This window comes from Flagellimonas sp. 2504JD1-5, from assembly GCF_053618295.1.
Genome location: NZ_JBSIOU010000001.1, coordinates 424314 through 449753 on the forward strand (window position 1 = coordinate 424314; position 25440 = coordinate 449753).

30 protein-coding genes are annotated in these 25440 nt (G+C 38.8%); 18 read left to right on the forward strand and 12 right to left on the reverse strand.

The features are described 5' to 3' along the window. The 3 genes from recO to ACULLG_RS01870 form a co-directional block, all read right to left on the reverse strand. A complete protein-coding gene (recO, locus tag ACULLG_RS01860) occupies nucleotides 1–720 on the reverse strand; it encodes a DNA repair protein RecO (protein WP_452125065.1) in 720 nt (239 codons plus the stop codon). Between the two features lie 132 nt (nucleotides 721–852). Further along, nucleotides 853–2196 (reverse strand): NADP-specific glutamate dehydrogenase, encoded by a 1344-nt coding sequence (gene gdhA / locus ACULLG_RS01865; RefSeq protein WP_452125066.1) that lies wholly within the window; start codon nucleotides 2194–2196, stop codon nucleotides 853–855. A 132-nt stretch (nucleotides 2197–2328) separates the two neighbouring features. Continuing rightward, on the reverse strand, nucleotides 2329–3483 hold the full coding sequence (locus ACULLG_RS01870; protein WP_452125067.1) for a cystathionine gamma-synthase: 1155 nt from the start codon (nucleotides 3481–3483) through the stop codon (nucleotides 2329–2331). An 86-nt stretch (nucleotides 3484–3569) separates the two neighbouring features. Here ACULLG_RS01870 and ACULLG_RS01875 point away from each other — a divergent pair, with 86 nt between their 5' ends. The 7 genes from ACULLG_RS01875 (at nucleotide 3570) to ACULLG_RS01905 (ending at nucleotide 7283) form a co-directional block, all read left to right on the forward strand. Next, nucleotides 3570–4313, forward strand: a complete 744-nt coding sequence (locus tag ACULLG_RS01875) for a DUF3298 domain-containing protein (RefSeq protein WP_452125068.1) — start codon at nucleotides 3570–3572, stop codon at nucleotides 4311–4313. Between the two features lie 85 nt (nucleotides 4314–4398). Next, complete coding sequence (locus ACULLG_RS01880) at nucleotides 4399–4701, forward strand: ArsR/SmtB family transcription factor (protein WP_452125069.1); 303 nt, start codon at nucleotides 4399–4401, stop codon at nucleotides 4699–4701. A gap of 49 nt (nucleotides 4702–4750) precedes the next feature. After that, nucleotides 4751–4891: a hypothetical protein gene (locus ACULLG_RS01885; protein ID WP_452125070.1), complete on the forward strand. Its 141-nt coding sequence runs from the start codon at nucleotides 4751–4753 to the stop codon at nucleotides 4889–4891. 7 nt (nucleotides 4892–4898) lie between these two features. Beyond that, entirely contained in the window at nucleotides 4899–5591 is a 693-nt protein-coding gene (locus tag ACULLG_RS01890) for an aspartate/glutamate racemase family protein (protein ID WP_452125071.1), read from the forward strand. A 76-nt stretch (nucleotides 5592–5667) separates the two neighbouring features. Further along, nucleotides 5668–6009, forward strand: coding sequence for a hypothetical protein (locus ACULLG_RS01895; protein WP_452125072.1), 342 nt, complete (start codon nucleotides 5668–5670; stop codon nucleotides 6007–6009). Nucleotides 6010–6039: 30 nt separating this feature from the next. Continuing rightward, a complete protein-coding gene (locus ACULLG_RS01900) occupies nucleotides 6040–6393 on the forward strand; it encodes an arsenate reductase family protein (protein WP_452125073.1) in 354 nt (117 codons plus the stop codon). Beyond that, complete coding sequence (locus ACULLG_RS01905; protein WP_452125074.1) at nucleotides 6390–7283, forward strand: DMT family transporter; 894 nt, start codon at nucleotides 6390–6392, stop codon at nucleotides 7281–7283. Before ACULLG_RS01900 ends, ACULLG_RS01905 begins: the two co-directional genes overlap by 4 nt. Before the next feature lie 6 nt (nucleotides 7284–7289). On the opposite strand, the gene ACULLG_RS01910 is transcribed toward ACULLG_RS01905, so the two are convergent. Continuing rightward, the gene (locus ACULLG_RS01910; protein WP_452125075.1) at nucleotides 7290–9179 is read right to left on the reverse strand and encodes a hypothetical protein; all 1890 of its coding nucleotides are present in this window, start codon (nucleotides 9177–9179) and stop codon (nucleotides 7290–7292) included. A 52-nt stretch (nucleotides 9180–9231) separates the two neighbouring features. Beyond that, complete coding sequence (locus ACULLG_RS01915) at nucleotides 9232–9714, reverse strand: acyl-CoA thioesterase (protein WP_452125076.1); 483 nt, start codon at nucleotides 9712–9714, stop codon at nucleotides 9232–9234. Nucleotides 9715–9830: 116 nt separating this feature from the next. Here ACULLG_RS01915 and ACULLG_RS01920 point away from each other — a divergent pair, with 116 nt between their 5' ends. The 7 genes from ACULLG_RS01920 (at nucleotide 9831) to ACULLG_RS01950 (ending at nucleotide 14394) form a co-directional block, all read left to right on the forward strand. After that, nucleotides 9831–10808, forward strand: a complete 978-nt coding sequence (locus ACULLG_RS01920) for an NAD(P)H-dependent flavin oxidoreductase (RefSeq protein ID WP_452125077.1) — start codon at nucleotides 9831–9833, stop codon at nucleotides 10806–10808. A 20-nt stretch (nucleotides 10809–10828) separates the two neighbouring features. After that, the gene (locus ACULLG_RS01925; protein WP_452125078.1) at nucleotides 10829–11788 is read left to right on the forward strand and encodes a YheT family hydrolase; all 960 of its coding nucleotides are present in this window, start codon (nucleotides 10829–10831) and stop codon (nucleotides 11786–11788) included. A 140-nt stretch (nucleotides 11789–11928) separates the two neighbouring features. Further along, complete coding sequence (locus ACULLG_RS01930; protein ID WP_452125079.1) at nucleotides 11929–12408, forward strand: c-type cytochrome; 480 nt, start codon at nucleotides 11929–11931, stop codon at nucleotides 12406–12408. 83 nt (nucleotides 12409–12491) lie between these two features. Continuing rightward, the gene (locus ACULLG_RS01935) at nucleotides 12492–12989 is read left to right on the forward strand and encodes a hypothetical protein (protein ID WP_452125080.1); all 498 of its coding nucleotides are present in this window, start codon (nucleotides 12492–12494) and stop codon (nucleotides 12987–12989) included. 109 nt (nucleotides 12990–13098) lie between these two features. Further along, nucleotides 13099–13452, forward strand: a complete 354-nt coding sequence (locus ACULLG_RS01940) for a hypothetical protein (RefSeq protein ID WP_452125081.1) — start codon at nucleotides 13099–13101, stop codon at nucleotides 13450–13452. Between the two features lie 56 nt (nucleotides 13453–13508). Further along, nucleotides 13509–14051, forward strand: coding sequence for a DinB family protein (locus ACULLG_RS01945; RefSeq protein WP_452125082.1), 543 nt, complete (start codon nucleotides 13509–13511; stop codon nucleotides 14049–14051). Nucleotides 14052–14115: 64 nt separating this feature from the next. Further along, nucleotides 14116–14394, forward strand: coding sequence for a hypothetical protein (locus ACULLG_RS01950; RefSeq protein WP_452125083.1), 279 nt, complete (start codon nucleotides 14116–14118; stop codon nucleotides 14392–14394). A gap of 12 nt (nucleotides 14395–14406) precedes the next feature. Here ACULLG_RS01950 and ACULLG_RS01955 read toward each other — a convergent pair whose 3' ends face one another. Beyond that, nucleotides 14407–15987, reverse strand: coding sequence for a SulP family inorganic anion transporter (locus ACULLG_RS01955; RefSeq protein ID WP_452125084.1), 1581 nt, complete (start codon nucleotides 15985–15987; stop codon nucleotides 14407–14409). An 82-nt stretch (nucleotides 15988–16069) separates the two neighbouring features. Then, complete coding sequence (locus tag ACULLG_RS01960) at nucleotides 16070–17041, reverse strand: phytanoyl-CoA dioxygenase family protein (protein ID WP_452125085.1); 972 nt, start codon at nucleotides 17039–17041, stop codon at nucleotides 16070–16072. A gap of 141 nt (nucleotides 17042–17182) precedes the next feature. Here ACULLG_RS01960 and ACULLG_RS01965 point away from each other — a divergent pair, with 141 nt between their 5' ends. Beyond that, nucleotides 17183–18052, forward strand: a complete 870-nt coding sequence (locus ACULLG_RS01965) for an AraC family transcriptional regulator (protein WP_452125086.1) — start codon at nucleotides 17183–17185, stop codon at nucleotides 18050–18052. Nucleotides 18053–18187: 135 nt separating this feature from the next. On the opposite strand, the gene ACULLG_RS01970 is transcribed toward ACULLG_RS01965, so the two are convergent. After that, the gene (locus tag ACULLG_RS01970) at nucleotides 18188–19102 is read right to left on the reverse strand and encodes a nicotinic acid mononucleotide adenyltransferase (protein WP_452125087.1); all 915 of its coding nucleotides are present in this window, start codon (nucleotides 19100–19102) and stop codon (nucleotides 18188–18190) included. Nucleotides 19103–19226: 124 nt separating this feature from the next. On the opposite strand from ACULLG_RS01970, the gene ACULLG_RS01975 reads away from it, so the two are divergent. Continuing rightward, entirely contained in the window at nucleotides 19227–20228 is a 1002-nt protein-coding gene (locus tag ACULLG_RS01975; protein WP_452125088.1) for an NAD(P)H-dependent glycerol-3-phosphate dehydrogenase, read from the forward strand. Between the two features lie 2 nt (nucleotides 20229–20230). Here the strand turns inward: ACULLG_RS01975 and ACULLG_RS01980 are convergent, their stop codons facing one another. Next, nucleotides 20231–20983 carry a LytR/AlgR family response regulator transcription factor gene (locus tag ACULLG_RS01980; RefSeq protein ID WP_452125089.1) on the reverse strand — a complete coding sequence of 251 codons (753 nt, stop codon included), beginning with the start codon at nucleotides 20981–20983 and terminating at the stop codon, nucleotides 20231–20233. Nucleotides 20984–21104: 121 nt separating this feature from the next. Between ACULLG_RS01980 and ACULLG_RS01985 the strand changes: the two genes are divergently transcribed. Next, nucleotides 21105–22430 carry a PDZ domain-containing protein gene (locus ACULLG_RS01985; RefSeq protein WP_452125090.1) on the forward strand — a complete coding sequence of 442 codons (1326 nt, stop codon included), beginning with the start codon at nucleotides 21105–21107 and terminating at the stop codon, nucleotides 22428–22430. Here ACULLG_RS01985 and ACULLG_RS01990 read toward each other — a convergent pair. The 3 genes from ACULLG_RS01990 to ACULLG_RS02000 all read right to left on the reverse strand — a co-directional run bounded on the left by ACULLG_RS01990 (nucleotide 22427) and on the right by ACULLG_RS02000 (nucleotide 24840). Next, a complete protein-coding gene (locus ACULLG_RS01990; protein ID WP_452125091.1) occupies nucleotides 22427–24094 on the reverse strand; it encodes a glycerol-3-phosphate dehydrogenase/oxidase in 1668 nt (555 codons plus the stop codon). The genes ACULLG_RS01985 and ACULLG_RS01990 overlap by 4 nt on opposite strands. A gap of 74 nt (nucleotides 24095–24168) precedes the next feature. Then, nucleotides 24169–24483 carry an antibiotic biosynthesis monooxygenase family protein gene (locus ACULLG_RS01995; protein WP_452125092.1) on the reverse strand — a complete coding sequence of 105 codons (315 nt, stop codon included), beginning with the start codon at nucleotides 24481–24483 and terminating at the stop codon, nucleotides 24169–24171. After that, nucleotides 24484–24840, reverse strand: coding sequence for a hypothetical protein (locus tag ACULLG_RS02000; protein WP_452125093.1), 357 nt, complete (start codon nucleotides 24838–24840; stop codon nucleotides 24484–24486). Nucleotides 24841–24901: 61 nt separating this feature from the next. Here ACULLG_RS02000 and ACULLG_RS02005 point away from each other — a divergent pair, with 61 nt between their 5' ends. Next, nucleotides 24902–25414 carry a CvpA family protein gene (locus tag ACULLG_RS02005; RefSeq protein WP_452125094.1) on the forward strand — a complete coding sequence of 171 codons (513 nt, stop codon included), beginning with the start codon at nucleotides 24902–24904 and terminating at the stop codon, nucleotides 25412–25414. The last annotated feature ends 26 nt before the right edge of the window (nucleotides 25415–25440 follow it).

Consider the following 25440-nt stretch of genomic DNA (forward strand, 5'->3'; position numbering starts at 1 on the left):
CTATTCAAAAACTGCATTTAAAACAGCCAAGGACTTGGGTTTTCTGAATCCGTGCAAATGTAGTTCAAAATACAGAATAACATTCTTTAAGAGTCCTTGTCTTTGGGGCTTGTTCATTCGTACTGTTGGAAGTGCATCAAAATTTATGCCCAAAAGCTTCTTGAAGTACTCTAAATCATCTCCCTGAATCAAGGGATTCAAAGATGGTTTTTTGTAAAAACTCCCCTCCAAGAGGTCAAAATAGGGTTGGTTTTGAAACGAAGTATCTGGATAAAAGCCCAAATATTTAGTCAGGTTGAGCAAAAACAGCGTATGGAAATTTGGGTTTGGTGGATACACATCGAGCCAATTAAGTGCATATTCCAAATAGTTGAACAATCCTTCATTCTGTTCTTCTTCTTGTATGCTGTTGGACAGCATCTCCGCCAAAAAAAGTACCATGCTGTTCTTGGCAATATCGGTATGCACCGTTTTGTACGGCAAGGCCACTTTGGCTTCGCGAATGCTTTCAAGCGTGCCTTTGTTTTTGTGTACTGCTATAATTTCGAGCTGCATCAAGGGAAGGAAATAGGCCGCTTTCAATTTCCCTTTTCTGGAGGAAAGCACGCCCTTAAGCAAGTAGGATTTTAGACCATCAGAGGCGGTAAATGCTTTTACTATAAGACTTGTATCCCCATATTTAATGGAAGAAAACACTATGGCTTTGGTTGTAACTTGCATAAAATGGTATAGCCTCTTGTAAAAACACCCCTAAAGTCCCCTCAAGGGGACATTATATGACTGATGAAGATAAAAAAAGTGGGCGATTATAAACTAACCGCCCACTTTGTAGTTTATTAATTCGCTTAACGCCTAGATAACTCCTTGTGCTAGCATGGCATCGGCAACTTTTACAAAACCGGCAATATTGGCTCCTTTTACATAGTTACAATACCCACCATCTTCTTTTCCATATTCGATACAGGAGTCATGAATATCTTCCATGATGCCTTTTAATCTATCGTCTACCTCTTCTCGTGTCCAACTGATTCGAAGTGAGTTTTGCGACATTTCCAATCCCGAAGTGGCAACACCACCCGCATTGGAGGCTTTTCCAGGTGCAAACAAAATTTTAGCTTCATGGAAGGCATGGATAGCTTCTGGTGTTGAAGGCATATTTGCACCTTCAGCAACAGCCATACAACCATTCTTGATCAGCTTGGCCGCATCATCACCATTAAGTTCGTTCTGCGTTGCACATGGAAGGGCAACATCACATGCCACTTCCCAAGGTGTTTTTCCTTTATGGTACTCTGCTGATGAATATTTATCAGCATATTCAGAAATTCTTCCTCTTCGGTTATTTTTCAAATCCATAACAAAGGCAAGCTTTTCTGCATCAATACCGTCTTTGTCAAAAATATATCCGCCAGAATCGGAAAGTGTCAATACTTTTCCGCCTAAGTGCATTACTTTTTCAGCAGCGTATTGAGCTACGTTTCCTGAACCGGAAATCACAACATTTTTCCCTTCGAATGATTTTTCCTGGGTCTTTAGCATACTATCTGCAAAGTAAACAGTACCGTATCCGGTAGCTTCCGGACGAATCAATGACCCCCCCCAAGAACGACCTTTTCCAGTCAATACGCCGGTAAACTCATTTCTAATTTTTTTGTACATCCCAAATAGGAATCCAATTTCTCTGGCACCAACACCAATATCTCCAGCTGGAACATCGGTATTCGGCCCTATATGCCTGTTCAGTTCCAACATGAAAGCATGGCAAAAACGCATTACTTCATCGTCGGATTTTCCTTTAGGGTCAAAATCGGAACCTCCTTTACCACCACCCATTGGCAAGGTTGTCAAGCTATTTTTGAAAACTTGCTCAAATGCGAGGAACTTTAGTACACTGGCATTCACTGTTGGGTGAAAACGAAGTCCTCCTTTATAAGGACCAATTGCGGAGTTCATTTGTATACGATATCCACGGTTTACGTGAATCTCACCTTGATCATCTACCCAAGCCACTCTAAACGAAATTAATCGCTCTGGCTCTACCATCCTTAAAAGGATATTTTTCCCATGGTAGATGTCGTTTTTTACAATGTAAGGGATAACAGTTTCAGCTACCTCTTGTACCGCTTGGATGAATTCGGGTTCATGGCCATTGCGGGCAATGATCTCATCCATAAATGCTTTGATTTTTGCTTCCATAAAACGGATTACTGTTTTAGTGTCCCCAGTTTCTCAAAAGGGGTCAATTTTATTGAATTAGGAATTAGACGGCAAAATTATGGTATTTACATAATTTAAACCTCTGTTTTTTAAAAATTTTTCAAAAACAGTTTATCCGATTGCCTGTTCCAGGTCAGCTATCAAATCACCAACGTCTTCGATACCCACACTAAGTCGAATAAGAGAATCGACCACTCCACTTTTTTCACGTTCTACCTTAGGGATACTTGCATGCGTCATGCTTGCAGGGTGACCCGCCAAACTTTCCACACCACCTAAGGATTCAGCTAGGGTGAAAACCTCTAATTTCTCCACAATTTTAATGGCTTCTTCGTAGCTGCTGCCTTTGGGAACAAAAGAGATCATTCCACCGAAATCATCCATTTGAGCCTTGGCCACATCATGGTTGGGATGGGTTTCAAAACCGGGCCAGTACACTTTTTCAATCTTCGGATGCTTTACTAAGTACTCCGCAATTGCTTTCCCATTGTCACAATGGCGTTGCATACGCACATGTAAGGTTTTGATACCACGAAGCGTTAAAAAGCTATCCATCGGTCCGCACACTGCACCGCTTGCATTTTGAATAAAATAAAGCTGGTCTGCCAAATCTTTATCCTTTACAACCAAAGCTCCAACAACAACGTCACTGTGCCCTCCTAAATATTTAGTAGCTGAATGCATCACAATATCAGCACCCAAATCCAAAGGGCGTTGCAGATACGGGGTTGCAAAAGTATTATCAACAGCCAAAAGCAAATCATTTTTTTTGGCCAAATCGGACACTGCCTTGATATCGATTACATTCATCATGGGATTGGTCGGAGTTTCCACCCAGATCAATTTGGTTTTATCATTGATTTGCTCTTCAATGGCAGCAATACTTTGCATCCCCACAAAATGAAAAGTAATTCCGTATTTTTCAAAAACCTGCTTGAACAAGCGATAACTACCTCCGTACAAATCATTGGTAGAAACCACCTCATCCCCAGGATTCAACAATTTTATAACGGCATCCATGGCAGAAAGTCCACTTGCAAAAGCAAGTCCGAAATTGCCATTCTCAATGCTCGCCAAGGAGTTTTCCAAAGCTGTTCGCGTAGGGTTGCCACTCCTCGAATATTCAAAACCCATATGTCCTCCAGGTGTAGTCTGCGCATAGGTTGAAGTTTGATAAATCGGAGGCATAACAGCTCCATAAGCTTTGTCTGGATGCTGCCCTCCGTGAATGGTCTTACTGTTGAATTTCAAATCTTTTTTGCTCATCTCGTATTAATCTGGCTACAAATGTATTGTTATCTTTTGGAGTAATCAATGATGTCTTATTTTTGAAGACCCTAAAACCTCAGCTTATGAAAAAAGCGTTCCGCCTACTCCTGCTATTTCTGCCCCTCCTTGGTTGTGAAAATGATGAGAAACTTACTTTTGAACCTATACACTTATCCAATGAGACCTGCGAAGGCTGTCCAAAAATTGACATAGCCATTCCCAAAGCTTTGGACGAAACCATTCTGTCCAATCGGATAAATACGGCTTTGGAAGAAGAAATTATTTTGCTTTTATCGTTTGATGAAGAACAGGAAATCACCACTATCGACAATGCCATAACTTCATTTACAACTAGTTTTAAGGAGTTGAAATCAAAATTTTCTGATGAAACGATGGGCTGGGAAGCTAAAGTAGAAAGCGATGTCTCCTATGAGGATAACGACATGCTAACTTTGTATTTCAATGCGTATTCTTTTACTGGAGGAGCGCATGGTTATGGATCCACTTCTTTTTTAAATTTTGATAAGCGAAAAGCAACTGAACTAGAAAATTGGGAACTGTTTGACGATTTGGAGGGCTTTTTAAAGTTCGCCGAAATCAAATTTCGCATTCAGGAAGATATTCCTCAAGATGACAACATCAATGCAACTGGGTTTATGTTTGAACGAGATGCCTTCCATCTATCTGAAAATGTAGGTTATACCAAGGAAGGGATTACACTCTTATACAACCAATACGAAGTAGCCTCTTATGCTGATGGGCCAATTACTTTGACCATCCCTTATGCAGAAGCAAACAAATATCTCCGGCGAAAAGTTAAACTTTAAGGTACTTTTGCCCTTTAAAATACTAAATCGAAGTTAAAACATATCTATATTTTTAGATATGTCAATATTTGTATATATTTGACGCATGGATATTGTTGAAATTAGTAAAGTGCTGTCCAATAAAACCCGAGTCAATATCTTAAAATGGCTTAAGGAGCCAGAGGTAAATTTTCCTCCGCACCAGGATATTGATCATTTTAATGATGGGGTTTGCGTGGGATACATTCAAGACAAAACCGGATTGTCCCAATCCACCATTTCAACATATTTAAACTCCATGCAAAATGCCGATTTGGTCATTCCAACCCGGCATGGAAAGTGGACCTATTATAAAAGGAACGAAAAAGTAATCAAAGCTTATGTAGAAAGCTTAAAGAACGATTTATAATTTTTTAACTCCACATATCGATAATTAGCGAAATATAAATTTGAAACTCATGGAAAATTGTATCAACTGTAACTGTATCGAAGAGGTTGTGGCCCATCAAAAGGCAAACAACAATTTTATTGAACGAATAGTGAACTTCTTAAGCAACTTTACCATTGAAGGAGCAGAAGATATATCAAAAATCAAATAAAAAAACTATGAAAACCATAGGTTTAATTGGGGGAATGAGCTGGGAATCTTCAAAGATCTATTACCAACATATCAATAAAATGGTTCGCGAAAAACTTGGTGGTTCCCACTCGGCCAAAAGCATTCTTTCTTCCGTTGATTTTGAAGAAATTGAGCGTCACTCCTTCTCTAACGATTGGAACAAAATAGGAGATATCATGGCTACTTATTCGCAAAATTTGGAAAAAGCTGGTGCGGAGATGGTCGTTCTATGTACAAATACCATCCATTTGGTAAGCGATTCCATAACCAATGCAGTGAATGTTCCTTTTTTGCATATCGCCAACGCAACGGGGGAGGCAATTCTAGCCAAAGGCATAAAAAAAGTAGCGTTATTGGGTACCAAATTCACAATGGAAAAGGATTTTTATACCAAAATTTTGGAAGAACAATATGAGTTGGAGGTTTTGGTTCCCAGTAATGAAGATATGGACATTTTACAGGATATCATTTACAACCAATTGGTCAAAGGAATCTTTACTGAAGAAGCCAAAAACACCTGCATAAAAATCATTAAAAAGTTGGAAAAACAAGGGGCTGAAGGGGCCATTTTAGGATGTACGGAGTTACCTATTTTAATTCCTTCGGAAGAAGTGGATATCCCAACATTCGACACCGCAAAAATACATGCGCAAAAAGCTGTTGCTTTTGCACTTTCATGATGTAAATTCCATCCAATTCTAAATTCCTTTCTTGCTAAATTTGCATAGCGGAATACAAATCCTAAAAGTATCATGAATGCAACGCTATAACCTAAATAACAAGACTTTTTTGCTTCTTGAAAATTCTGAAAACGGCAAAGTTACTTCAGATACCGTTTTTAGATACCAACAAGAAGGCAATCTTATCACTGCAGAGTATGATGGGGGTACTATTCGCTATGGAAAAATAATTGCCAAACTCCACGAGGATAAAATGGAAATGTTGTATCAATGCATCACCATGGAAGGGGAATTGAAAGCTGGAAAAGCCAAGGCACGAATCCGTCTTGATGCAAACGATAAAATCCATTTGTATTTGGATTGGGAATGGCTTGGTGATTCATCAAAAAAAGGAACTTCCGAATACATCGAAAAATAACTCAAATCACCATAATTAATAAAACAATCAATGAAAAAAATCTATCATCTAGGAAGCTGCTCAACTTGCCAACGGATACTGAAAGAATTGGAGCCCTTAAACGGGGTTGAATTGCAAGAAATAAAGACAGAATCCATTACCTCGGAACAACTTGAGGAAATGAAAAATCTGGCCGGAAGCTATGAAGCTTTGTTCAGTAGAAGGGCTATGCTTTTTCGTCAAAGAGGACTTCATGAGCAGCAGCTGTCAGAAGATGATTATAAAAACTTGATTCTTGAGCATTACACCTTTCTAAAAAGGCCCGTGACTATCATCAATGATCAGATTTTCATCGGAAATTCAAAAAAGGTGGTTGAAGCCGCAAAAGAAGCCCTTCATTCATGAGTAAACGAACCCTAGCCATGCTTGCGGCACTGGGTGCCACTACTATCTATGCCATAAACCATACCGTGGCCAAGGGTGTTATGCCCAATTATGTAGGTGCTTTTGGTTTTATCATGCTGCGTTTGGGTGGGGCTACCATACTTTTTTGGATAATTTCCTTTTTAGGTCCAAAAGAAAAAATCGAAAAAAAGGATTGGGGGCGGATTTTCCTATGCTCCCTACTAGGAATGGCCATTAATATGCTTGCCTTTTTTAAAGGACTTGAGTTGTCGACCCCCATCAACAGCTCCGTTTTGGTCACTATTACCCCCATAATTGTAGTGGTGCTTTCCGCACTATTTATAAAAGAGCGAATTACATTGAACAAGGGACTGGGAATTTTCTTGGGATTTATCGGCGCTTTGGGATTAATCCTTTTCGGCGCAGAAATACGCCAAGATGCCCCTAACATCCCTGTTGGCAATATGCTTTTTGTTCTAAACGCCACTGTTTACGGATCCTATTTGATCTTGGTAAAAAAGTTGATTGAAAAATATCACCCGTTCACCATGATGAAATGGCTCTTTTTAATTGGACTGGTCATTGCCTTTCCGGTAACCTATCCAGAGTTTTCACAAATCGACTGGATAAATATGCCCTTGTGGGTTTATGGGGTTATCGCCTTTGTGGTTATTGGCACAACTTTTTTAACCTATCTCTTTAACGTTTTTGCCCTTACACAACTAAGAGCCTCTACGGTAGGCGCCTTTATTTACTTACAACCATTGCTGGGCATTTTGTTTGCTCTTTTCTCGGGCAAGGACCAGCTTACCTCAGTCAAAATTATTGCAACAGTTTTGGTGTTATTTGGGGTTTATCTTGCTAGTAAAAGGCCGAAGCTGAGCCCTTGATTTTATTTAATTTACTGCATCGTGTTCAGGAACTGTTTCGGGAACGACATCATTAGGGCTTGGATTGCACGCTGCCAAATCTATTTGATACTTCGTATCAAAAGCAATAGCTAAATCCATTGGGAAGGATTTTTTATACAGTCTATAAAGAAAATCCTGTTCTGAATCTAAAAGCTCTTTTGTTTTTTTATTGATGGACAGTTCTGTCATAAACGCTAAATCCAAATCAATACTATTTTCCGCTCCATTGGTGTCAAATTCCTTCAAGATTTCTTCTAATTTTATCTTTTCGGTTTTATTTAAATTAATCTGAATCTCCTTGGTCGAATTTGTTTCAAATTCAAAGAAACTTGAATAAACCTCATCGTCAAGATACGCGATACTTGCAATTATAGCAGGCTTTCTATTAGGAATCAACATTTCTCTTGAATTTTCATTACCGACAAAAAAAGTTTTGTTATCCAAGGAATTAAGTCGATATAGGCTTTTAATCGATTTATAAAAGATATAAGTGTGCACTCTATCATAGAAATCACCATTTTTAACTAACACTTCCAACCTTTGAGATTCCCAGTCTTTTTCCCCAGCTCCTCGATCAATATTTACCCAGCCTAATTCAGTTTGTAGAAAACCATAGGTCTCCATTCTATGTTTTTCTCTTTTCTTTAGAACTCTACGATATGCTTCGCGTATTTTCTCTTTCTTTTTTTCTTCTATTTTTCGACTTTGTTCCAATTCTTCAAATATCTTTCTGGACTCTGCCTTAATTTGTCTTAATCTTTGCTTGTAATATTCATTTAGAATTTGAACATTCTTATCCGCTCCTTTAATTTTTGTTTTTCGTTGTCTGGAAAACTTTAAAAAAACATCTTCATATTTTTCTCCTCTTAATATTGTTGCTACCAAACTATCAAGTTCCCACAAGTTCTTATCCAAATTGTTTACATAGACATCCAAAATATCTGGTCTACAGGTTTTAAACATTACTTGTAACCTTTCCTCAAATTCTCTTGTCGCAATCAGGGTGTTTTGAAATTCATCTGATTTTATTGCTTTAATCTTCCGTGGATCTACACCATATGTAGTATACAACGTGTCTTGAATATCCTTATTAATCAAAACATCAGATTCTTCAGATTCAGATACTATGGAATCAACTTCGTCTGATGCTAGTATGGAATAGAGGTATCCTTCATTTTCGGTAGCAGATAGGCGTTTTTTCTCAATAATATCATCAACGTAGACATTACCATAATAGTACAAGCTGTCAATAGCTTGAGGTGTGGCCTGTTTAAAGTTTCTAAATGGCAATCCTTTTTCAACCTCCTCTTCAAATCCCTGTGGTAAAAAATTTAAAGAAAAAACATCGATGGCCACTAACGAATTCTCCAATTTTTTGGGTTGCACCCAATTCATGTTTCCACTTTCATCTCGAATGCCTTTATACACCATCATATCAGATTTGATCTCATCAGTGGGAATTTCAACGTAAATAGGAATCTCCGGATTTATTGATAGCTGTTTATTTTCGGTTGTGGCATTTAAATAAATCATTCCATCGGTCTCTAAAGGTTTCCCATGTGAAGTGGTGGTTAAATTTGAAAGCAACATTTGGTCGAGAGATAAAGCTTCCGCAATTTCAATTTCGATATTTTCAACTGCGGCGCTTCCATTAGAATCAATAAAGCACCCCTTAGGAAGAATGACAAGAGTTCCTCCCTCAGCTTCAATTATATTATCAGTCTTTCCAGAAATAGTAAAGAATTGACTTTCTACAATAGATTTTTCAAATGGGTCATCTTTCGAGTTTTTCATTACGGAAGAAATGTTATTCTGAAAACATCCCATTAAAGAGAAAGCAGCAAACAAGCACAAAAGTAATTTACATAATTTCATAAGCTGATATGGTTTTGCTGATAAACTACAAAAATCAAACCATATTGACTGTTTAGTATTTCTTTAAATCTCGTGGCACCTGAACAAACTTTCGAGTATCCTCTTTGGTCAGGACTTTAAAATTTTTGCCTCTTTCCATTTGATCAAAAGCATCCAAAAATTGTTGAGGTAAAGCAGTAAGTTTTCGCTCTTTTAAATCTATCCAAGCGCCCATCATATGGCAACGTGCAAAGTTTTTACCATTACTGTCATAAAAATCGTGATGAAACTCAAAGAACATTCCATTCTCACTCATCCCTTTAAAATCCAAGGAAACTTTTACCGGTTTTCCAGGGAACACTTCTTTAAAATAATACATATGCTCATAAAAGACCACAGGGCCAATACTGTGCTGCGCCATCGACTTTTGATTAAACCCCAGCTGACCTAAATAGGCCATACGGGTATGACTCATAAAATTGATGTAAGCCGAGTTGGCCAAGTGGCGATTGGCATCCAAATCGCTCCATCTGATATCAAATTCTTTAAAAAACATTGGCTGTTAATTTGTTATGCGTGCATAATAATTGTAAAATTACCATAGTTTTGAAAACAGACCGCATTCGAGTACAATAATTACCCTATTTTTAAATACACTTTAACAGAAAACCCATGAGCGACAAAGCCGAATTCATCAAAGACCTTTCCCTCCCAGCCGTAGCTGCACCCATGTTTCTTATTTCAGGGCCCAAACTGGTGGTCGAATGCTGTAAAAATGGGATCGTAGGAACTTTTCCTGCTCTGAACCAGCGAACCAGTGAAGGTTTTGAGGAATGGCTTATCCAAATAAAGTCGGAATTGGAGCAATTTGAAAAAGAAACAGGTAAAAAGGCCGCGCCTTTTGGTGTTAACCTTATCGTGCATCCGACCAACCCCAGATTGGAGGCCGATGTAAAACTTTGTATGAAACACAAAGTTCCTTTGGTGATAACCTCCCTGGGGGCCGTTAGTATGGTTGTAGATGCCATTCACAGTTATGGAGGTTTGGTTTTTCATGATATCATTAAAAAAAGACATGCAGAAAAAGCGGCAGAGGCAGGTGTTGATGGTCTTATTTTGGTGTCAGCAGGTGCGGGAGGACATGGTGGCAACCTAAACCCCATGAGTTTGATTGCCGAGGTGAAAAAAATATTCAACAAAACCATTTTGCTTTCTGGTTGTATCAGCACAGGAAGAGACATTGCTTCAGCCATGCAAATGGGCGCCGATTTGGCGTACATGGGAACCCGGTTTATCAATGTTGAAGAAAGTAAAGCCCCAGAAGAATATCGAAAAATGATTATTGAAGCTGGTGCAAATGATATTGTCTACACCGCTGCAATTTCAGGAGTTCATGCCAACTTCTTAGCAGCAAGTCTAAACGCTGCTGGAATTACAGAAGAAGATCTCAAAAAAGAACATAAAGTTGATTTTGGAAAGGAATTGGATACCGAAGTAAAAGCCTGGAAAACCATTTGGTCCGCAGGACAAGGAGTCACCACCATCGAAAATGTAGTACCCGTTTCAGAGTTGGTAAGCACTTTAAAAACCGAATTTAAATCGGCAATTGAGGAACAAACTGATCTTTTGAAAACCTTCCCTAAAGAATAGTAAGCTTTTATTCTTTACTCATGCCGTTGATTTCTTCAAATTATCACCCGCCTCGATTTTTCAGAAGTGGTCATTTGTCCACTATATATTGTGGACTGTTCAGAAGGGTCAATAATCTTGTCCAAACCCGGGAAAGGATAATTTTATCCGATCATGATTTTTTGGATTTGGACTGGAGTCATTCCACCACATCTACCAAAAAATTGGTTGTCCTGCTGCACGGGTTAGAAGGAGATGCCCAACGACCTTATATCACAGGCAGCGCCAAATTGTTCAATAAAAATGGTTTTGATGCCTGTGCGGTAAACCTTCGGGGCTGCAGCGGAGAACCGAACTTACTTTATCGCTCGTACCATTCCGGCGCGACCGAAGACTTAAAAGAGGTGCTTCACCATATACTTTCAACCAAGGATTATTCAGAAATATATTTAAAAGGTTTCAGTTTGGGTGGAAATCTTGCACTAAAATATTTGGGTGAGGACAATGCTACTCCCAAAGAAATAAAAGCTGCAGTTGCCGTTTCCGTTCCTTGCAGTTTAAAAGATTCTTGTGATCAATTGCTGTCGAACAAAAATGTATTGTACGCCAGAAGGTTTAAAAAACATTTAATTTCCAAATTGAAGCAAAAGCAGCCCTTATTTTCACATCAAATTTCCGACAGCGATATAAAAGCGATAAAAACACTAAAAGATTTTGATGATATCTATACGAGCAGAGCACATAATTTTAAAGATGCCCTAGATTATTACACCAAGTGCAGCTCACTTCAATTTCTGCCAAACATTACGGCCCCAAGTTTGATCATCAATGCCAAAAACGATTCATTTTTAGGAACGGATTGTTACCCCGTAGCTGAAGCGGAAAAAAATAAGAAACTCCTTTTAGAAATGCCTAATTATGGCGGACATGTCGGTTTTTGGGGTAAAAACAATATATCTTACTCTGAAAGAAGGGCCCTGGAGTTTTTTATGGATAACTAAATTTGATGCTTTTGTTTTGAATTATTAAACGAAAAGGTTTTCGCTCCATAAATCAGCTCCAAACCGGGCTTATCATCCATTTTACTATCAATATTTCGCTATATTAGTAGCTTCAGTTAGCTACAACTAAATCATCACCAATGAAAAAGCTGGTATTGTTTATAGCCTTGGGTGCGTTTATCGCAAGCTGCGGCGGAAAAAAGGAAGAAAAAAAAGAAGGTTTTGAAGTAAACAGAACCAAAAAAGAAGATAAAAAGGCACAAGCCAAAGAAGCCGTTCCTGTGGACTTGGACAATGATGGTGTTGGCCCAATCAAAGGCTTTGAGTTTCCATCTGATATTGATGCCGAGATGGCAGCACGCGGAGAGGGTAAATTCAATTCCATTTGTGTTGCCTGTCACATGGTGGATCAACGTATGATCGGTCCTGCGATGAAAGGGGTTTATGAAAGACGCAGTCCAGCCTGGGTAATGAACATGATTCTAAATCCTGATGGGATGCTCAAGGAAGATCCGATTGCAAAAGCATTGCTGAAAGAATACAACAATGCCATTATGCTCAACCAAAATCTGACCGAAGAAGAAGCTCGAGACGTCGCTGAGTATTTGCGTACTCTTTAAAAGCGAAAAATGTTTCATGTGGTGCTGTTATCCTTCCTTGGATGATGGCACTTTTTTTTTGCGCTCATTTGAATAACTTTATCATGATAATTCAATTCAAAAAAAATAGCTCCAAGCCAAGTACCTTAACTTGTATTAGAGCTGATGGTTCTAGAACATGGGATAAATTGCAGATAGATTTTGAGTTACATGATCTTGCACATTTTGCAATAGAAACGGAGCTTGGTTTTACAAATGCATTTTACGGATTACTGTCCAAGGGATATGATATTCAGGATTTTGCGCTCCCAATTGAACAACGCCCTAAGGAATTGATTTCCAAAAACCTGCCTCCCGAGTCCTTACAAACTGAGCATATTGCGAATTTGCTGTTGATTGGTCATTATCAAAAAAATATAAGTTCTGATTTCATAAATCAATTAAAAGGAATATTAAGGGAAAATGATTTAGCATTTCCCGAAGTCCTAACTCCTGAGAGATTAAAGAAAATCAATAGTCATTTCCAAGAATTAATATTGAAATGGAATGCCTTGGAAGAAGGAGAAATCCTGGAATTGCTATTTAGCCCAACTAAATGTTAAAAGCAACTTTAGTTATGAGGGCTTGGGCTTCAACTATTATTTTTATCTTTCAAAACTAATTGCCTCTGGCCGGATGTATCGAAATGCCCGGGGTTCAATATTAAGAGGAATGAAAGTATTTCTTGTTACACTTTTAGCACCATTGCTTCTGCTCTCCCAAGAAGAATCAGATAAAAAAATGCACTTTATAGCCCTTTATACCCTTGGTGAAAGTTGGGATATGGAGAAAACTCCTAGCGAACAAATCTATTTTAAGGAGCATTCCGCCTTTTTGTCCAAAATGCGAAAAGAGAAAAAAATTGTCTTGGGGGCTCGATATGCTGATACTGGAATGATCATAGTACTGGAGGACAATCTTGATGCTGCCAAAGAAATGCTGTCTCAGGATATCGCTTTACAACAAAAGCTTTTCAAAGTAGAAATCCATCGCCTAAATGCCTTCTATAAAGGCTGTATAGAATAACAATTTGTATGAAAAAAAACATATTTTTCGGCCTCATTTTCATTTTAGCATTAAATATGCAAGCACAAAAAGAAGAACTTCCATATTATCAAATTCCAGAATATCCTGAAAATTATGGTTCAGGTAATGTGGTTGCCCGTATGATTGATGGACTTGGTTTCCGCTATTATTGGGCAACAGAGGGCTTGTCCCAAAAGGATTTGGAATATAAACCTTCGGAGGATGGAAGAACCATAATGGAAACCTTATTTCATATTTATGGGATGTCTGAAATGATAAAAAATGCTCCTACTGCAACTCCGAATGTCCGTCCAATGGATATTGCTTCACTTACCTACGAGGATTTACGAAAAGGGACTTTGGAAAATCTTAAAGCAGCCAGTGATTTAATGAAGGGAACTAACGCAGAAGATTTTGAAAGTTTCAATGTCATTTTTCAACGTGGCGAAAAGCAAACTCCCTTTCCGTATTGGAATATGATCAATGGCATGCTATCGGATTGTATTTATCATGCAGGGCAAATTACAATGCTGAGACGTGCATCGGGTAATCCCATAAATCCTAAAGTAAGTGTGTTTAATGGGAGGTTAAGGGAATAGGTCCCGTTCTTTCGTTTGTAACAAAATCCGGTTTCTGACTACCCATAATTAAAAGGTTATTAATATGGGTTTCTCAAGTCATGCAAAACTAGTCCTTAAGCAGAATAGAGCTTTACTCCGTAAAAGAAAGAGCTACAGCGATATTCGCGAAGCCTATGAAGGGTATACCAATGACACCCAGTTACATTTTAATGAACTTACACCTTTTGAACAAAAGAAAGTTAGGGATAAAATTATTGCCCAAGCAAAAAGAGATCGCTTGCTTGAAATAAGAAATTACCTTGGTGCTTTTGTGATTTTATGCTTCTTGGTTCTTGGTGGCTATTTAATCTTTACCAACTAAATAGGTCTATTTTCATTGCACCTTATCTGCAACAACCTTATAGGTTGGATCTTCAAGCACATTTACCTCGATGATATCTTGGGCATTTTTTAGTAAACGAATGCAATCCCTACTTAAATGTCGTAAATGCACCTTTTTCCCAGCCTTTTTGTAACGCTCGGTAATTTTATTTAAAGCTTCAATACCTGACATATCTGCTACACGGCTTTCCTGAAAATCAATAATTACTTCGCTTGGATCATTTTGAACATCGAATTTCTCGGCAAATAAGGTGGTTGACCCAAAAAATAAAGGTCCATAAATTTCATAATGTTTAACCCCATTCTCATCCACATGTTTTCTTGCGCGAATCCGTTTAGCGTTTTCCCAAGAATAGGCCAAAGCAGAAATAATCACCCCGAGCAAAACTGCTATGGCAAGGTTGTGGGTAATTGCCGTAATCAAGGTTACCAAGACCATAACGATCACGTCAGAATTGGGCATCTTTCGAAAGGTTTTAAAGCTTGCCCATTCAAAAGTTCCAATGGCAACCATAAACATTAAGCCAACCAAGGCAGCCATAGGCAATTGTTCGATTAAGCTGCTGCCGAACATTATAAATACCAAAAGCATTACAGCGGCCGTAATTCCTGACAGCCTAGCTCTAGCACCTGAAGAGGTATTGATCAAACTTTGACCGATCATGGCACAGCCGCCCATACCGGAAAGGAATCCGGATAAGATGTTTGCAGTTCCTTGGGCCACACATTCCTTATTTCCGCTACCACGGGTTTCGGTAATCTCATCAATAATATTTAGGGTCAAAAGGCTTTCAATAAGTCCAACCCCGGCAACAATTCCAGCATATGGTAATATTATTAGAAAAGTTTCCAATGTAAATGGAATATTTGGTATTGATAGTGGAGGAAAGCCTCCTTTTATACTTTCGCCCTCTTGCATGGTATCTGCTACAGTTAGGGTATCTATGCCAAAGCCTAGAACAATTGCAGAAACAACAATTATGGCCAATAAGGAAGATGGAATCGCTTTTGTTATTTTAGGAAATCCCCAAATAATAACCATGGTCAACAAGGTGAGGCCAAGCATGGTATAAAGCGAACTTCCGGATAACAACTCCTCCGTTCCTTTTTCATAAAAATTGGGAAACTGCGCCATAAAAATGATAATCGCCAAGCCGTTGACAAATCCAAACATAACCGGATGCGGGACTAAACGGATAAACTTACCCAAGCGCAATACTCCGGCCAGAATTTGAATCCCCCCTGCAATGATGACCGTAGCAAAAACATAGTTCAATATTGTAGTCGGTTCTATCCCTGGAAAGGTATTTTTCAGCTCTAAAATCAACCCAACAAAAATGACCGCCACTGCACCGGTAGCACCTGAAATCATCCCTGGCCGACCTCCCAAAATGGAAGTCACTAAAGCCAACACAAAAGCAGCGTACAGTCCTGTTAAGGGTGAAAACCCAGGAATCAATGCAAAGGCTATTGCCTCTGGAACCAAAGCAAGGGCAACGGTCAATCCCGATAATACTTCAGTACGATAGTTGACTTTCTGTGAGAAATCAAAAAGATTCAGGTACTTCTTCATGGCTTAACGTTTGAAGCCGGCAAAAATACCAATATTCCCTAAGCAGACCATAACTTTACTGATTTTTAAGGATTTGGCAAGATTACCAGGGCTTTAGCCCCAATAACTTCTCTCCCAGTGGGCTTAATTTTGCAGTTTCGTATTTGTCTCGTTCCCAGTTTCTTGGGTCGCCGGGGAAAGCATAACCTTCTGGTGCAATTCTGTTCTTCCAGGAATTGATACGCCAGTCTTTTAGTTGAACATTGTCTTCCTCAGCCGGCATCATGGAAATATACTGGGCGATGCGTACTTTATCTTTTGATTTATTGGGTCGGATTCCATGGGGCTCCGTACTGTTGAAAATCAATAAATCCCCTGCATTCATTTTTACTTTGACAATTTTATCTTCCAGACCTTTGGTGTTGGGTTGAAATCGGTCTCGGTCCTCGGGCTGTGACAATTTCCAGGTATCGTAATTGCGATAGAGCCAAGGAATGCATTGAAATCCACCCATATTTTCATCGGTTTGGTCGGCAAGTGCCAACACCCCTTGTACGTTTTGTGGACGAGTTTCTGGATCATAATCCCAATGAATAAATCCCTTTTGCTCAAAACCAGGTCGATTTGGAAAGTTGAGATTTGCCCGATCAATGGTCACCCATAATTTCTCCGTTCCCCAGATATCGACAAAGGCATCATAAACGCGTTGTTCCTGTCGGTTGTTCCATAAATGTTGATGATTGTACACCTCAACCATTCCAGTGCCAGCAAGTTCTTTCATTTTCATTTCCGCCCGTGGTGGAGCATACCAGGTTTCAAGATCAGAAGGGTCTTTTTCTTCAAATTCCCACAGAAACTTGGCTGTATCTTTTGCTTGATCAAGAGGAACAGCATTCTTTATAATAATATATCCATTATGCATCCAAAATTCCCAATCCTCATCAGACAATACGCGTAGCGGTTTTCCATTGGATCTATCATTCAATTGTATCTTGCTACTGGTCGCTGTGGATGGATTCCCCGGAATCTCCTCATGCGCCTTATTGGCCATTTCAAGTTTATCTTCTTTCTCCATGACTGATTGTGTTGTTTCTAATTTCAATAAGGTAAAACTAGTACTCAAATAAAATCACCTCAACCTTTATATTGATCAATATTTGAATTATTTTGATATTTTATATCATTTTAGGTATTTTATGAAGCATTAAAGTGAAAATTGAAGATTCAATTAGAGACCATAGCGCCAAATACCAAGAGCCCATTCCGGCTTTTGCATCTTCCGAGGCTGAACCATCTTTTTTATTGGCATTTTCATCCTGAATATGAACTGGTGTACATTGAAGGTGCCAGTGCAACCCGGCATGTTGGCGACAATATTTCCAATTATGAGAAAAGCGATTTGGTATTTATTGGCTCAAATATTCCGCACTTAAATTTTGATTATGGAGTGCAAACCGATTACATCAAAGAAGTTTTACACATAAAGCCAGCTTTTAAAGAAAATGTGCTGGGCAATATCCCTGAACTTGAATCCATTTTGAGTCTTTTTGACCGATCAAGACATGGCATTGTGTTCACAAGGGAAACTAAAAAGCAGGTTGGCGAGCGATTAAAAAAACTGTATGGACTTTCTCCTTTCGATTTGTTTATGGAATCTATTCAAATACTTAAGGAGTTGGCAAATAGTAATGAGTACTTTTTGTTGCATGATCGTCCGTTTGTGAATCGATTTAGAAAAAAAGAACAGGATAGGCTTAGAACTATTCATGAGTTTGTAGATCAAAATTACCAACGAAAAATTGCGATTGACGAAGTTTCCGAACTGTGTAGTTTGGGAAAAGAGGCTTTTTGTCGGTATTTCAAAAAAACTACCGGTAACACCTTTACCAACTTTTTGAATCAATATCGCATCAGTCAAGCCAAGAGACTTTTGCTCATGGGAAAAAATGTTGGTGAAACTTGTTATGCCTGCGGATTTGAAAGCCTTTCATATTTCAACAGAACCTTTAAAAAGATTAGTGGTGAAAATCCTTCAGACTTTAAAAAACAGTATTTGGAGCATTTAAAAAAAGGAAGGTATGCTTAGCAAATAGCCGGTATCTATTCTGTTCAAATTCTTCTATAAAAAAAGAACCGCCCCAAGTTGAGGTACTTGAAGCGATTCTTAACTAAATAACCAACCAAAAAACTTATATACGTAGTCGAGGACCTTATTTTATCCTTACATTTTTCTTTGTCTGGACACGTTCATTATGGAATTTTTAACTTTTGAACGTTTTTTCCCCGTTGTTTTTCCTGTTTTTAAATATTGAATGTATCCCCTTCCCTTGAACTCATAAACGGTTTCACTGGCTACATGGTACAATTCAATGGTACTATCATTAATAACGTAAAGCTCAAAATAATCATTGCCCAAAAAGTCGTAATCCAGTGTTAAAGTTTTGAGCGATGCATCGTTGGCCACATCAAATACTTCAAAATTACCTTCGTAATCCCAAACCAAATTAGAAAGTGATGTGCCTATCGCGTCCACCGATGACCTAAAACTTTCGTCAGAGAAAAACTGAAGATGGTTTTCCTCATCAAAATCATTAACTGCGCCAACTTCACTGGTATAGGTTTTTTCCCAAGCTTCGTACTCCTGCAAAAAGTAGTGTATGTTGTCGTAAAAGACCATGTCATAATCAAAATTGTTTTTGTGATACCCACGTAGCACATAAGAGGTGTTGGAACGGGAATCAAACAATTCCAAAGTGTTATTGTTCAACGCATAAACATCCAACAGCCAAAGTCCATCCACGTCATGATCTATTTCGACCACTCCATTTAGGGTTGCGTAAGATCCTACATCAATTCCCAATCCATTGCCGGTTTTCCCTATTCCGACCATATTGTTGTTGGCATAAATAATTCCTCGGTCAAATGAAATGGTAAAAGCTCTTTGTAGATACGGCACTTCACCATTCCCTTTAGTTGCATTGATATCGATATACCATAAATCGTATGACTCTAAGGCCAAGGCCGTGTTAACGGGTGATGCTTCGATAAAGTCATCTTCCAATACAACTTCCGTGTAGCAAGAGCTGACCAATAATCCTAGAAATAATATTCCAAAAAGTAGTTTTCCAAATCTCATAATTTAAGTTTTTTGATTCATCTAGTTAAAACCAAGCATTGTGCCAAAAAACATAATGTTCTATTAATCAGCTACTTGCATATTAAAAATTAGATTGTTTAGTTTTACGCCATAAATTTTATCAATGATTGACAAACCTCGATTTGGTGTATTGGGCGGAGGCAGCTGGGGAACTGCGATTGTAAAAATGCTCTCCGAAAACCTAGAAAGTGTTTCATGGTATATGCGCAGCTTGTATGCAATTGAACACTTAAAAAAAGAGGGACATAATCCAAACTATATCAGTGCTGCGGAATTTGATATTTCTAAGCTGGAATTGAGTAACCACGTTAACGAGGTTGTTGAGAATTCCGACATCCTGATTTTTGCCATTCCCTCAGCATTTTTACATGGAGAACTTGAAAAGCTTACTGTTTCTCTAGAAGACAAAATAATTTTTTCAGCCATCAAGGGTATTGTCCCTGAAAGTGGATTAATTGTTGGGGAACATTTCCATGATGTCTATAATATTCCGTTTAAAAATATTGGTGTTATTACGGGGCCATGCCATGCCGAAGAAGTTGCATTGGAACGTCTGTCATACCTAACCATAGCATGTGCTGATGCCGCAAAAGCCGAAATGGTTGCCAGCAAATTGCAAAGCCATTACATCCGCACGAAGATTTCCGATGATATTATTGGAACTGAATATGCCGCCATGCTTAAAAACATCTATGCGATTGCTGCGGGAATTGCGCATGGTCTTAGATATGGTGATAATTTCCAAAGTGTTTTGATGAGCAACGCCATTCGCGAAATGAAACGTTTTATTGGAAAGGTGTACAAAATGAAGCGCAACATCAACAATTCTGCTTATTTGGGAGATTTATTGGTTACGGGTTATTCCACTTTTAGCCGAAACCGTATGTTCGGAAATATGATCGGCCGTGGATATACCGTAAAAAGCGCCATGATGGAAATGAATATGGTGGCCGAAGGGTATTATGCTACCAAAAGTGCCCATTTGCTTATGGAAAAATTGAAGAGAAAATCCAAAACACCCATTATAAATGCGGTCTACCAAATTCTTTATCAGGATAAGAATCCAAAAAAGGTCTTTAAAAAATTGACTGAAAAATTAGATTAACCTTAATTCAACAAGACCTCGTCGCTAATACTCTTTCCTCGAGGAATGGAATTATCTTGAATATCTATGGTCATGGCATCATACGATTTTATATGAACCTTGTTCACAATGTAAGATTTATGCACTCTTCTGAAATTATCGGGCAACACTTGCAATGCCGATTTTATACTCCCATAACTGGTAATCTTTGATTTGTCGGCTAAATGATAGGTTACGTAATTTCCAAGACCCTCCACAAAAAGAATATTCTCAAAGGGTACGCGATGAGTTTTTCGGTTAGAGCGAATTTCCAAAATTTCAGTCTCCAAACCTTCGTTCTTTTCATGCTCAATAGCCCATAATTGGAACAGTTTTGCGCCCAGCACCAACAAAACCGTGGTGTTTATCAAAACAATGGCCCTGACCAGCATCATTATGCTGAACAATCCAGAACTTGAATCGTTCAACAACAATTCTTCATAAAATAGATGGATAAAAACACGTTGTAGTATACCTCCCAAAAGCAGGGTAACTGCATATCCTGCAAAAAACTGCTTGAATTTTCGCTTCAATAAAAAGCGGGGCAGCAAAAAATAGATGGTAAAGTAGACCGCTAAAATGCGAATGGGCAGCAAAATAAATTCCAAATAAAAAGACGCCAAATAACCTTCCTTGCCAACCCAAATCAATCCAAAAAGTACATAATACAACGTCCAAAAAATGGCATGGGTGGCTACTCGGGAATTAAATAGATAAAAATTATTGGTCGATTTCACGTTCTCTAAATTTCAAATCATTGTGCGGAGTCTGTTGACATAAAAAACAGTTGTCTTCGTATAAATTGTCCCTCATCTAAAAATAGGCAATCTAATTTTAAGGAAAACTTAAATCATAAGCATGAAATCAAAAAACGGATTATTTATACTATGTGTTTTCACCTTATTCTCAACTTTGACGGTCAGTTCCCAAATTTTAGGAAGAAGAAGCTCATGGGAAGCCAAAATAAAAGGGCCGGAAGGAGGCCTTCCAGGTTCCAAAATAGTGGATGTAAAAACTAATTCTCCACTTGGAAAAGCCGGTTTTTTGGCCAATGATGTTATTATCGAAGTGGACGGAATTCCAATTTCCAATGGAGAAGTTTGGAGTGAGGTTTCCTATGGTCTTAGGGCGAACAAACCTGCCAAAATCAAAGCCGTGCGAAATGCTGAAGTGGTGGAGGCCACAGTCACATTTAATCCTTTGGAAAGGGAAAATCATCCCGGATTGGACACTTTTTATGAAGAAATCACCAGTCCCTACGGGATTACGCAGCGCATCATCATCACCAAGCCAAAAAAACCAGGAAAACAACCAGCAATTATTCTAATTGGGGGTTTAAGTTGTTCTAGCATTGAAACCTATCCGGGCAGAAGGGGAAATTGGGTGCAAACCATAAAGGATTTGGTTGAAAAATCGAGCATGGTTGTTATGCGTATAGAAAAACCTGGTGTGGGCGACAGTGAAGGCGATTGTAGCCAGTCCGATTTTAAAACGGATATCGAAGGCTTCCGAACTGCAATTAAAAAACTGAAGACAAAACCGTACGTGGACACTTCCAGAATCATTGTTTACGGTTCAAGCATGGGCAGTGCTCTTGCACCTCTTTTTGCCAATGAATTTGATTTGGCGGGAGTTATTTCAGATGGCACTTTTTTTAAAACCTGGTATGAGCATATGCTCGAAATTGAACGCCGCTTACTACAGTTCAGAGGTAATACTGAATCCGAAATTGTGAAAAAAATGAACAACTATTATATCCCATTATATTATGGAATGCTTATTGAAAAAAAGACGTATCAAGATGTAGTTGATGCCTATCCAGCCCTTGCTGAGTACAACTACCACTCAGCAGCACATATGTACGGTCGCCCAGTGGCCTATTACCAGCAATTACAAGACTTTGATTTAGCAGGACAGTGGGAAAAAGTAAAAGTTCCGGTAAGGATTTTGCGTGGGACCAACGATTGGATCATGTCTTCGTTCGACAATAAAATGATCATTGATGTTTTGGAACGAAGTGGTCACAAAGACCATCTTTTGTATGAATACCCCGGTTTAGATCATTGGAATACCATTCATGAAAGTCCAAAAAACTCTTTTGAGGGAAAGCCCGGAAAATGGGATGAGGGAACCATCAACCTTATTATTGAATGGGCTCAACAAATGGCCGGTTTAAAATCTTAATTTCTATCCAATGAAAAATGGGAGTGGGAATCCAATGCGGACAGGAGGTTTTCCTTGAAGGATTGGATTTCCTTCTCGTTATAGGCGCATACTTTTTTAAATTCTTGCAGCACGGGATCCATATAATCCCGAACACTGTCAATATCGAAATATAATCTTCCCGTGCGACGGATAAAGAAATCCATCGGATTGATGGCCATTTCATGAGCAATGGTAAACTGCGTTTCTGCGCATATCATCCGCTCATGTACGTTTTCTTGCTCCAGCGAGTTGTAAATTTCCAAAATAGTATCGGTCTGCTTACCGTATGTGGTGACCAAATACCATGCATCATACTCTGTAAATCCATCTTCCTTGATTAAGTCGAACACCTGGGAAATATACCTTTTTACATGCTTGTGTTTTTTAAAATCACTTCCGCACAGTCGAATTTTATCCGTCACACAAGGTTCAACTTCAATGCCATGGTCTTCGTCCATTTTTGTTGCGATTCGATTCACCACTCGTTCTGCCATTTTTCTATAGCCCGTTAGTTTTCCTCCGGCTATGCTCACCAATCCCGAATCAGATGTAAAAATTTCATCCTTGCGTGAGAGTTCGGATGCTGATTTTCCTTCTTCATGAATCAAGGGACGTAATCCAGCCCAAGAGGAAACAATATCATCCATTTCTAGATTGATGGAAGGAAACATATTGTTCACCGCAGAAATCAAATAAATGGCATCGGCCAAATCAACTTGGATATCATCCTTATCGGAATTGTAATTGGTATCGGTAGTACCCACATAGGTCACCTTGCCCCTTGGAATGGCGAACATCATTCTTCCATCAGGAATGTCGAAATAGACAGATTGTTTTACGGGAAGTTTTTCCTTCGGAAATACCAAATGTACACCCTTGGTCAGATGTAAGCGTTTCCCTTTTTTGGATTTGTTTACACTTCGAAGCTCATCTACCCAAGGTCCGGCAGCATTTATCACATACTTGGATTTTATAAGAATCTCATCTCCGGAAACCTCATCCTTTACCTTGACACCGCACACTTTTTCATCCTTGTAGACAAAATCAACAACCTTGGCATAGTTCAATGCCTTTGCCCCAAACTGAAGACTGGTTTTAATATTTTCTATGGTTAGTCGTGCATCATCCGTGCGATATTCGGCATAATATCCCGCTCCGTTCAATATCTTTTTAGGTAAAAGTGGCTCAAGTTTTAACGCTTCTTTTTTCTCCAACATTTGACGTTTGTCATCCCCGGTTACTTGGGCAAGAATGTCATAAACTTTTAAACCAATGGAAGTCAACCATTTGCCGTAGGATCCTCCTTCAATAAGTGGAAGCAACATTTTTTCAGGCAACACCAAATGTGGGGCCAATTTGTGCACAATGGCCCTTTCAGAACCTACTTCTTTTACCAACCAAAAATCGAACTGCTTCAAGTATCGCAGTCCTCCGTGAATCAATTTGGTTGATTTACTACTGGTTCCCGAAGCAAAATCTCCCTTTTCCAATAAGGCCACTTTCAAACCTCGCGAAGCCGCATCCAAAGCAATCCCACCTCCGGTGATTCCACCTCCAATGACCACTAAATCAAACGCTTCTTTTGAAAGGTTTCTAATGGTTTCTTTTCTATCTAGATTGGAAAATCTCACGTTCTCTTTCATAGCTGTAGTATTGAACAAGAGGAAAAGATAAGCAAAAGCCCGTTTCTGGGTAAACAGGTGAAATTAAGTTTGCATTAATTCTTCTTGGTGAACTCATACTCTTTTTCCACCAAACAAATTCGAACCTTGTACCATGAATACCAGTCCTTAATCCCTCTTTTTTGTGCAACTTGGTGGTCCATATTAGCTTTCCAATTGGCAATGGACTGCAGATCTTCCCAATAACTTATGGCAATGCCAAGGCCGTCACGCGCACTCTCAAAATCGATAAACCCAGGTTGCTGGCGGGCTAATTTCTCCATGTCATCGGCCATTTGGCCATATCCGTTGTCACCTTGGGTTCGAGTATTGGTGAAAATTACCGCATAATAAGGTTTCTTTAGCTCCATCTAGTTAATGTATTGTTTCTCCAAAAAATAGTGAACCAGTGCTTCCTTCATCAAAATTGCTTGTTCACCAGCCTTTAACGGAGGTAATTGCTCCTTTATCTTATAATGCGGCCAACCGTCCTCATCAAAAAAATCAAAATCATAATACCCGTAGGGTTCCAATAACCTACAAATAGCAATGTGCATTAGATTGACCTTTTCATCTTTTTTAAAGCTTTTATGAAGTTTTCCCAATTCTTGCACCCCCACCAAATAGATGATTCCATCCAAATCCAAAGTATCCCCATCCGCAAATTGAACGGATAATTTCTCCACCAAAAGTTCCCATCTTTCTTTAAGTATATCGTCTCTGGACATGAATGTTTTTACGAGTTCCAAAGGTACAAATCAATATCCTATATTTGTTTAAAACAGGGGTATGGAGTTTTTGGATATTGTAATTGGTGTGCTTTTGGTATGGGGGCTGTACAAGGGACTAAAAAATGGGCTTTTTGTTGAAATTGCTTCCTTAATTGCCTTGGTTGGCGGCCTGTACGGGGCCATTCATTTCTCATATATTATTGGAAATTATCTTGCCGAACGCTTTGATTGGAGCGAAACCTATATCAACATCACCGCTTTTTTGATAACTTTTTTTGCTATTGTACTATTGGTTCACTTTGCAGGAAAGTTTTTGACAAAAATTGCAGATTTTGCCATGCTTGGTTTTTTAAACAAACTTGCGGGTGGGGTTTTCGGAACTTTAAAAGTTGCCATCATAATAGGAGCATTGCTCATCTTTTTTGAGCGCCTTACCGATTCTTTTAACTTTGTAAACGAGGAAACCAAGAAGGAATCCATCTTCTATGAGCCCGTTAAGGAAATAGGGGCATTTGTTTTTGACCTTGTTTTAAAGGAAGAAAATAAAACCCCAGATTCAACCGAAGAATAACCTTACATATCAACGCTTTAGCGGTA

What these genes read in the sequence shown, in the direction of transcription:
- ACULLG_RS01870 (WP_452125067.1), bottom strand. Translation starts at nt 3,483, where the DNA reads ATGAGCAAAAAAGATTTGAAATTCAACAGTAAGACCATTCACGGAGGG.
- ACULLG_RS01950 (WP_452125083.1), top strand. Translation starts at nt 14,116, where the DNA reads ATGGGTTTCTCAAGTCATGCAAAACTAGTCCTTAAGCAGAATAGAGCT.
- ACULLG_RS02000 (WP_452125093.1), bottom strand. Translation starts at nt 24,840, where the DNA reads ATGTCCAGAGACGATATACTTAAAGAAAGATGGGAACTTTTGGTGGAG.
- gdhA (WP_452125066.1), bottom strand. Translation starts at nt 2,196, where the DNA reads ATGGAAGCAAAAATCAAAGCATTTATGGATGAGATCATTGCCCGCAAT.
- ACULLG_RS01935 (WP_452125080.1), top strand. Translation starts at nt 12,492, where the DNA reads ATGATAATTCAATTCAAAAAAAATAGCTCCAAGCCAAGTACCTTAACT.
- recO (WP_452125065.1), bottom strand. Translation starts at nt 720, where the DNA reads ATGCAAGTTACAACCAAAGCCATAGTGTTTTCTTCCATTAAATATGGG.
- ACULLG_RS01940 (WP_452125081.1), top strand. Translation starts at nt 13,099, where the DNA reads ATGAAAGTATTTCTTGTTACACTTTTAGCACCATTGCTTCTGCTCTCC.
- ACULLG_RS01900 (WP_452125073.1), top strand. Translation starts at nt 6,040, where the DNA reads ATGAAAAAAATCTATCATCTAGGAAGCTGCTCAACTTGCCAACGGATA.
- ACULLG_RS01905 (WP_452125074.1), top strand. Translation starts at nt 6,390, where the DNA reads ATGAGTAAACGAACCCTAGCCATGCTTGCGGCACTGGGTGCCACTACT.
- ACULLG_RS02005 (WP_452125094.1), top strand. Translation starts at nt 24,902, where the DNA reads ATGGAGTTTTTGGATATTGTAATTGGTGTGCTTTTGGTATGGGGGCTG.
- ACULLG_RS01955 (WP_452125084.1), bottom strand. Translation starts at nt 15,987, where the DNA reads ATGAAGAAGTACCTGAATCTTTTTGATTTCTCACAGAAAGTCAACTAT.
- ACULLG_RS01910 (WP_452125075.1), bottom strand. Translation starts at nt 9,179, where the DNA reads ATGAAATTATGTAAATTACTTTTGTGCTTGTTTGCTGCTTTCTCTTTA.
- ACULLG_RS01960 (WP_452125085.1), bottom strand. Translation starts at nt 17,041, where the DNA reads ATGGAGAAAGAAGATAAACTTGAAATGGCCAATAAGGCGCATGAGGAG.
- ACULLG_RS01895 (WP_452125072.1), top strand. Translation starts at nt 5,668, where the DNA reads ATGCAACGCTATAACCTAAATAACAAGACTTTTTTGCTTCTTGAAAAT.
- ACULLG_RS01975 (WP_452125088.1), top strand. Translation starts at nt 19,227, where the DNA reads ATGATTGACAAACCTCGATTTGGTGTATTGGGCGGAGGCAGCTGGGGA.
- ACULLG_RS01885 (WP_452125070.1), top strand. Translation starts at nt 4,751, where the DNA reads ATGGAAAATTGTATCAACTGTAACTGTATCGAAGAGGTTGTGGCCCAT.
- ACULLG_RS01890 (WP_452125071.1), top strand. Translation starts at nt 4,899, where the DNA reads ATGAAAACCATAGGTTTAATTGGGGGAATGAGCTGGGAATCTTCAAAG.
- ACULLG_RS01985 (WP_452125090.1), top strand. Translation starts at nt 21,105, where the DNA reads ATGAAATCAAAAAACGGATTATTTATACTATGTGTTTTCACCTTATTC.
- ACULLG_RS01970 (WP_452125087.1), bottom strand. Translation starts at nt 19,102, where the DNA reads ATGAGATTTGGAAAACTACTTTTTGGAATATTATTTCTAGGATTATTG.
- ACULLG_RS01880 (WP_452125069.1), top strand. Translation starts at nt 4,399, where the DNA reads ATGGATATTGTTGAAATTAGTAAAGTGCTGTCCAATAAAACCCGAGTC.
- ACULLG_RS01925 (WP_452125078.1), top strand. Translation starts at nt 10,829, where the DNA reads ATGCCGTTGATTTCTTCAAATTATCACCCGCCTCGATTTTTCAGAAGT.
- ACULLG_RS01915 (WP_452125076.1), bottom strand. Translation starts at nt 9,714, where the DNA reads ATGTTTTTTAAAGAATTTGATATCAGATGGAGCGATTTGGATGCCAAT.
- ACULLG_RS01945 (WP_452125082.1), top strand. Translation starts at nt 13,509, where the DNA reads ATGCAAGCACAAAAAGAAGAACTTCCATATTATCAAATTCCAGAATAT.
- ACULLG_RS01875 (WP_452125068.1), top strand. Translation starts at nt 3,570, where the DNA reads ATGAAAAAAGCGTTCCGCCTACTCCTGCTATTTCTGCCCCTCCTTGGT.
- ACULLG_RS01930 (WP_452125079.1), top strand. Translation starts at nt 11,929, where the DNA reads ATGAAAAAGCTGGTATTGTTTATAGCCTTGGGTGCGTTTATCGCAAGC.
- ACULLG_RS01995 (WP_452125092.1), bottom strand. Translation starts at nt 24,483, where the DNA reads ATGGAGCTAAAGAAACCTTATTATGCGGTAATTTTCACCAATACTCGA.
- ACULLG_RS01990 (WP_452125091.1), bottom strand. Translation starts at nt 24,094, where the DNA reads ATGAAAGAGAACGTGAGATTTTCCAATCTAGATAGAAAAGAAACCATT.
- ACULLG_RS01920 (WP_452125077.1), top strand. Translation starts at nt 9,831, where the DNA reads ATGAGCGACAAAGCCGAATTCATCAAAGACCTTTCCCTCCCAGCCGTA.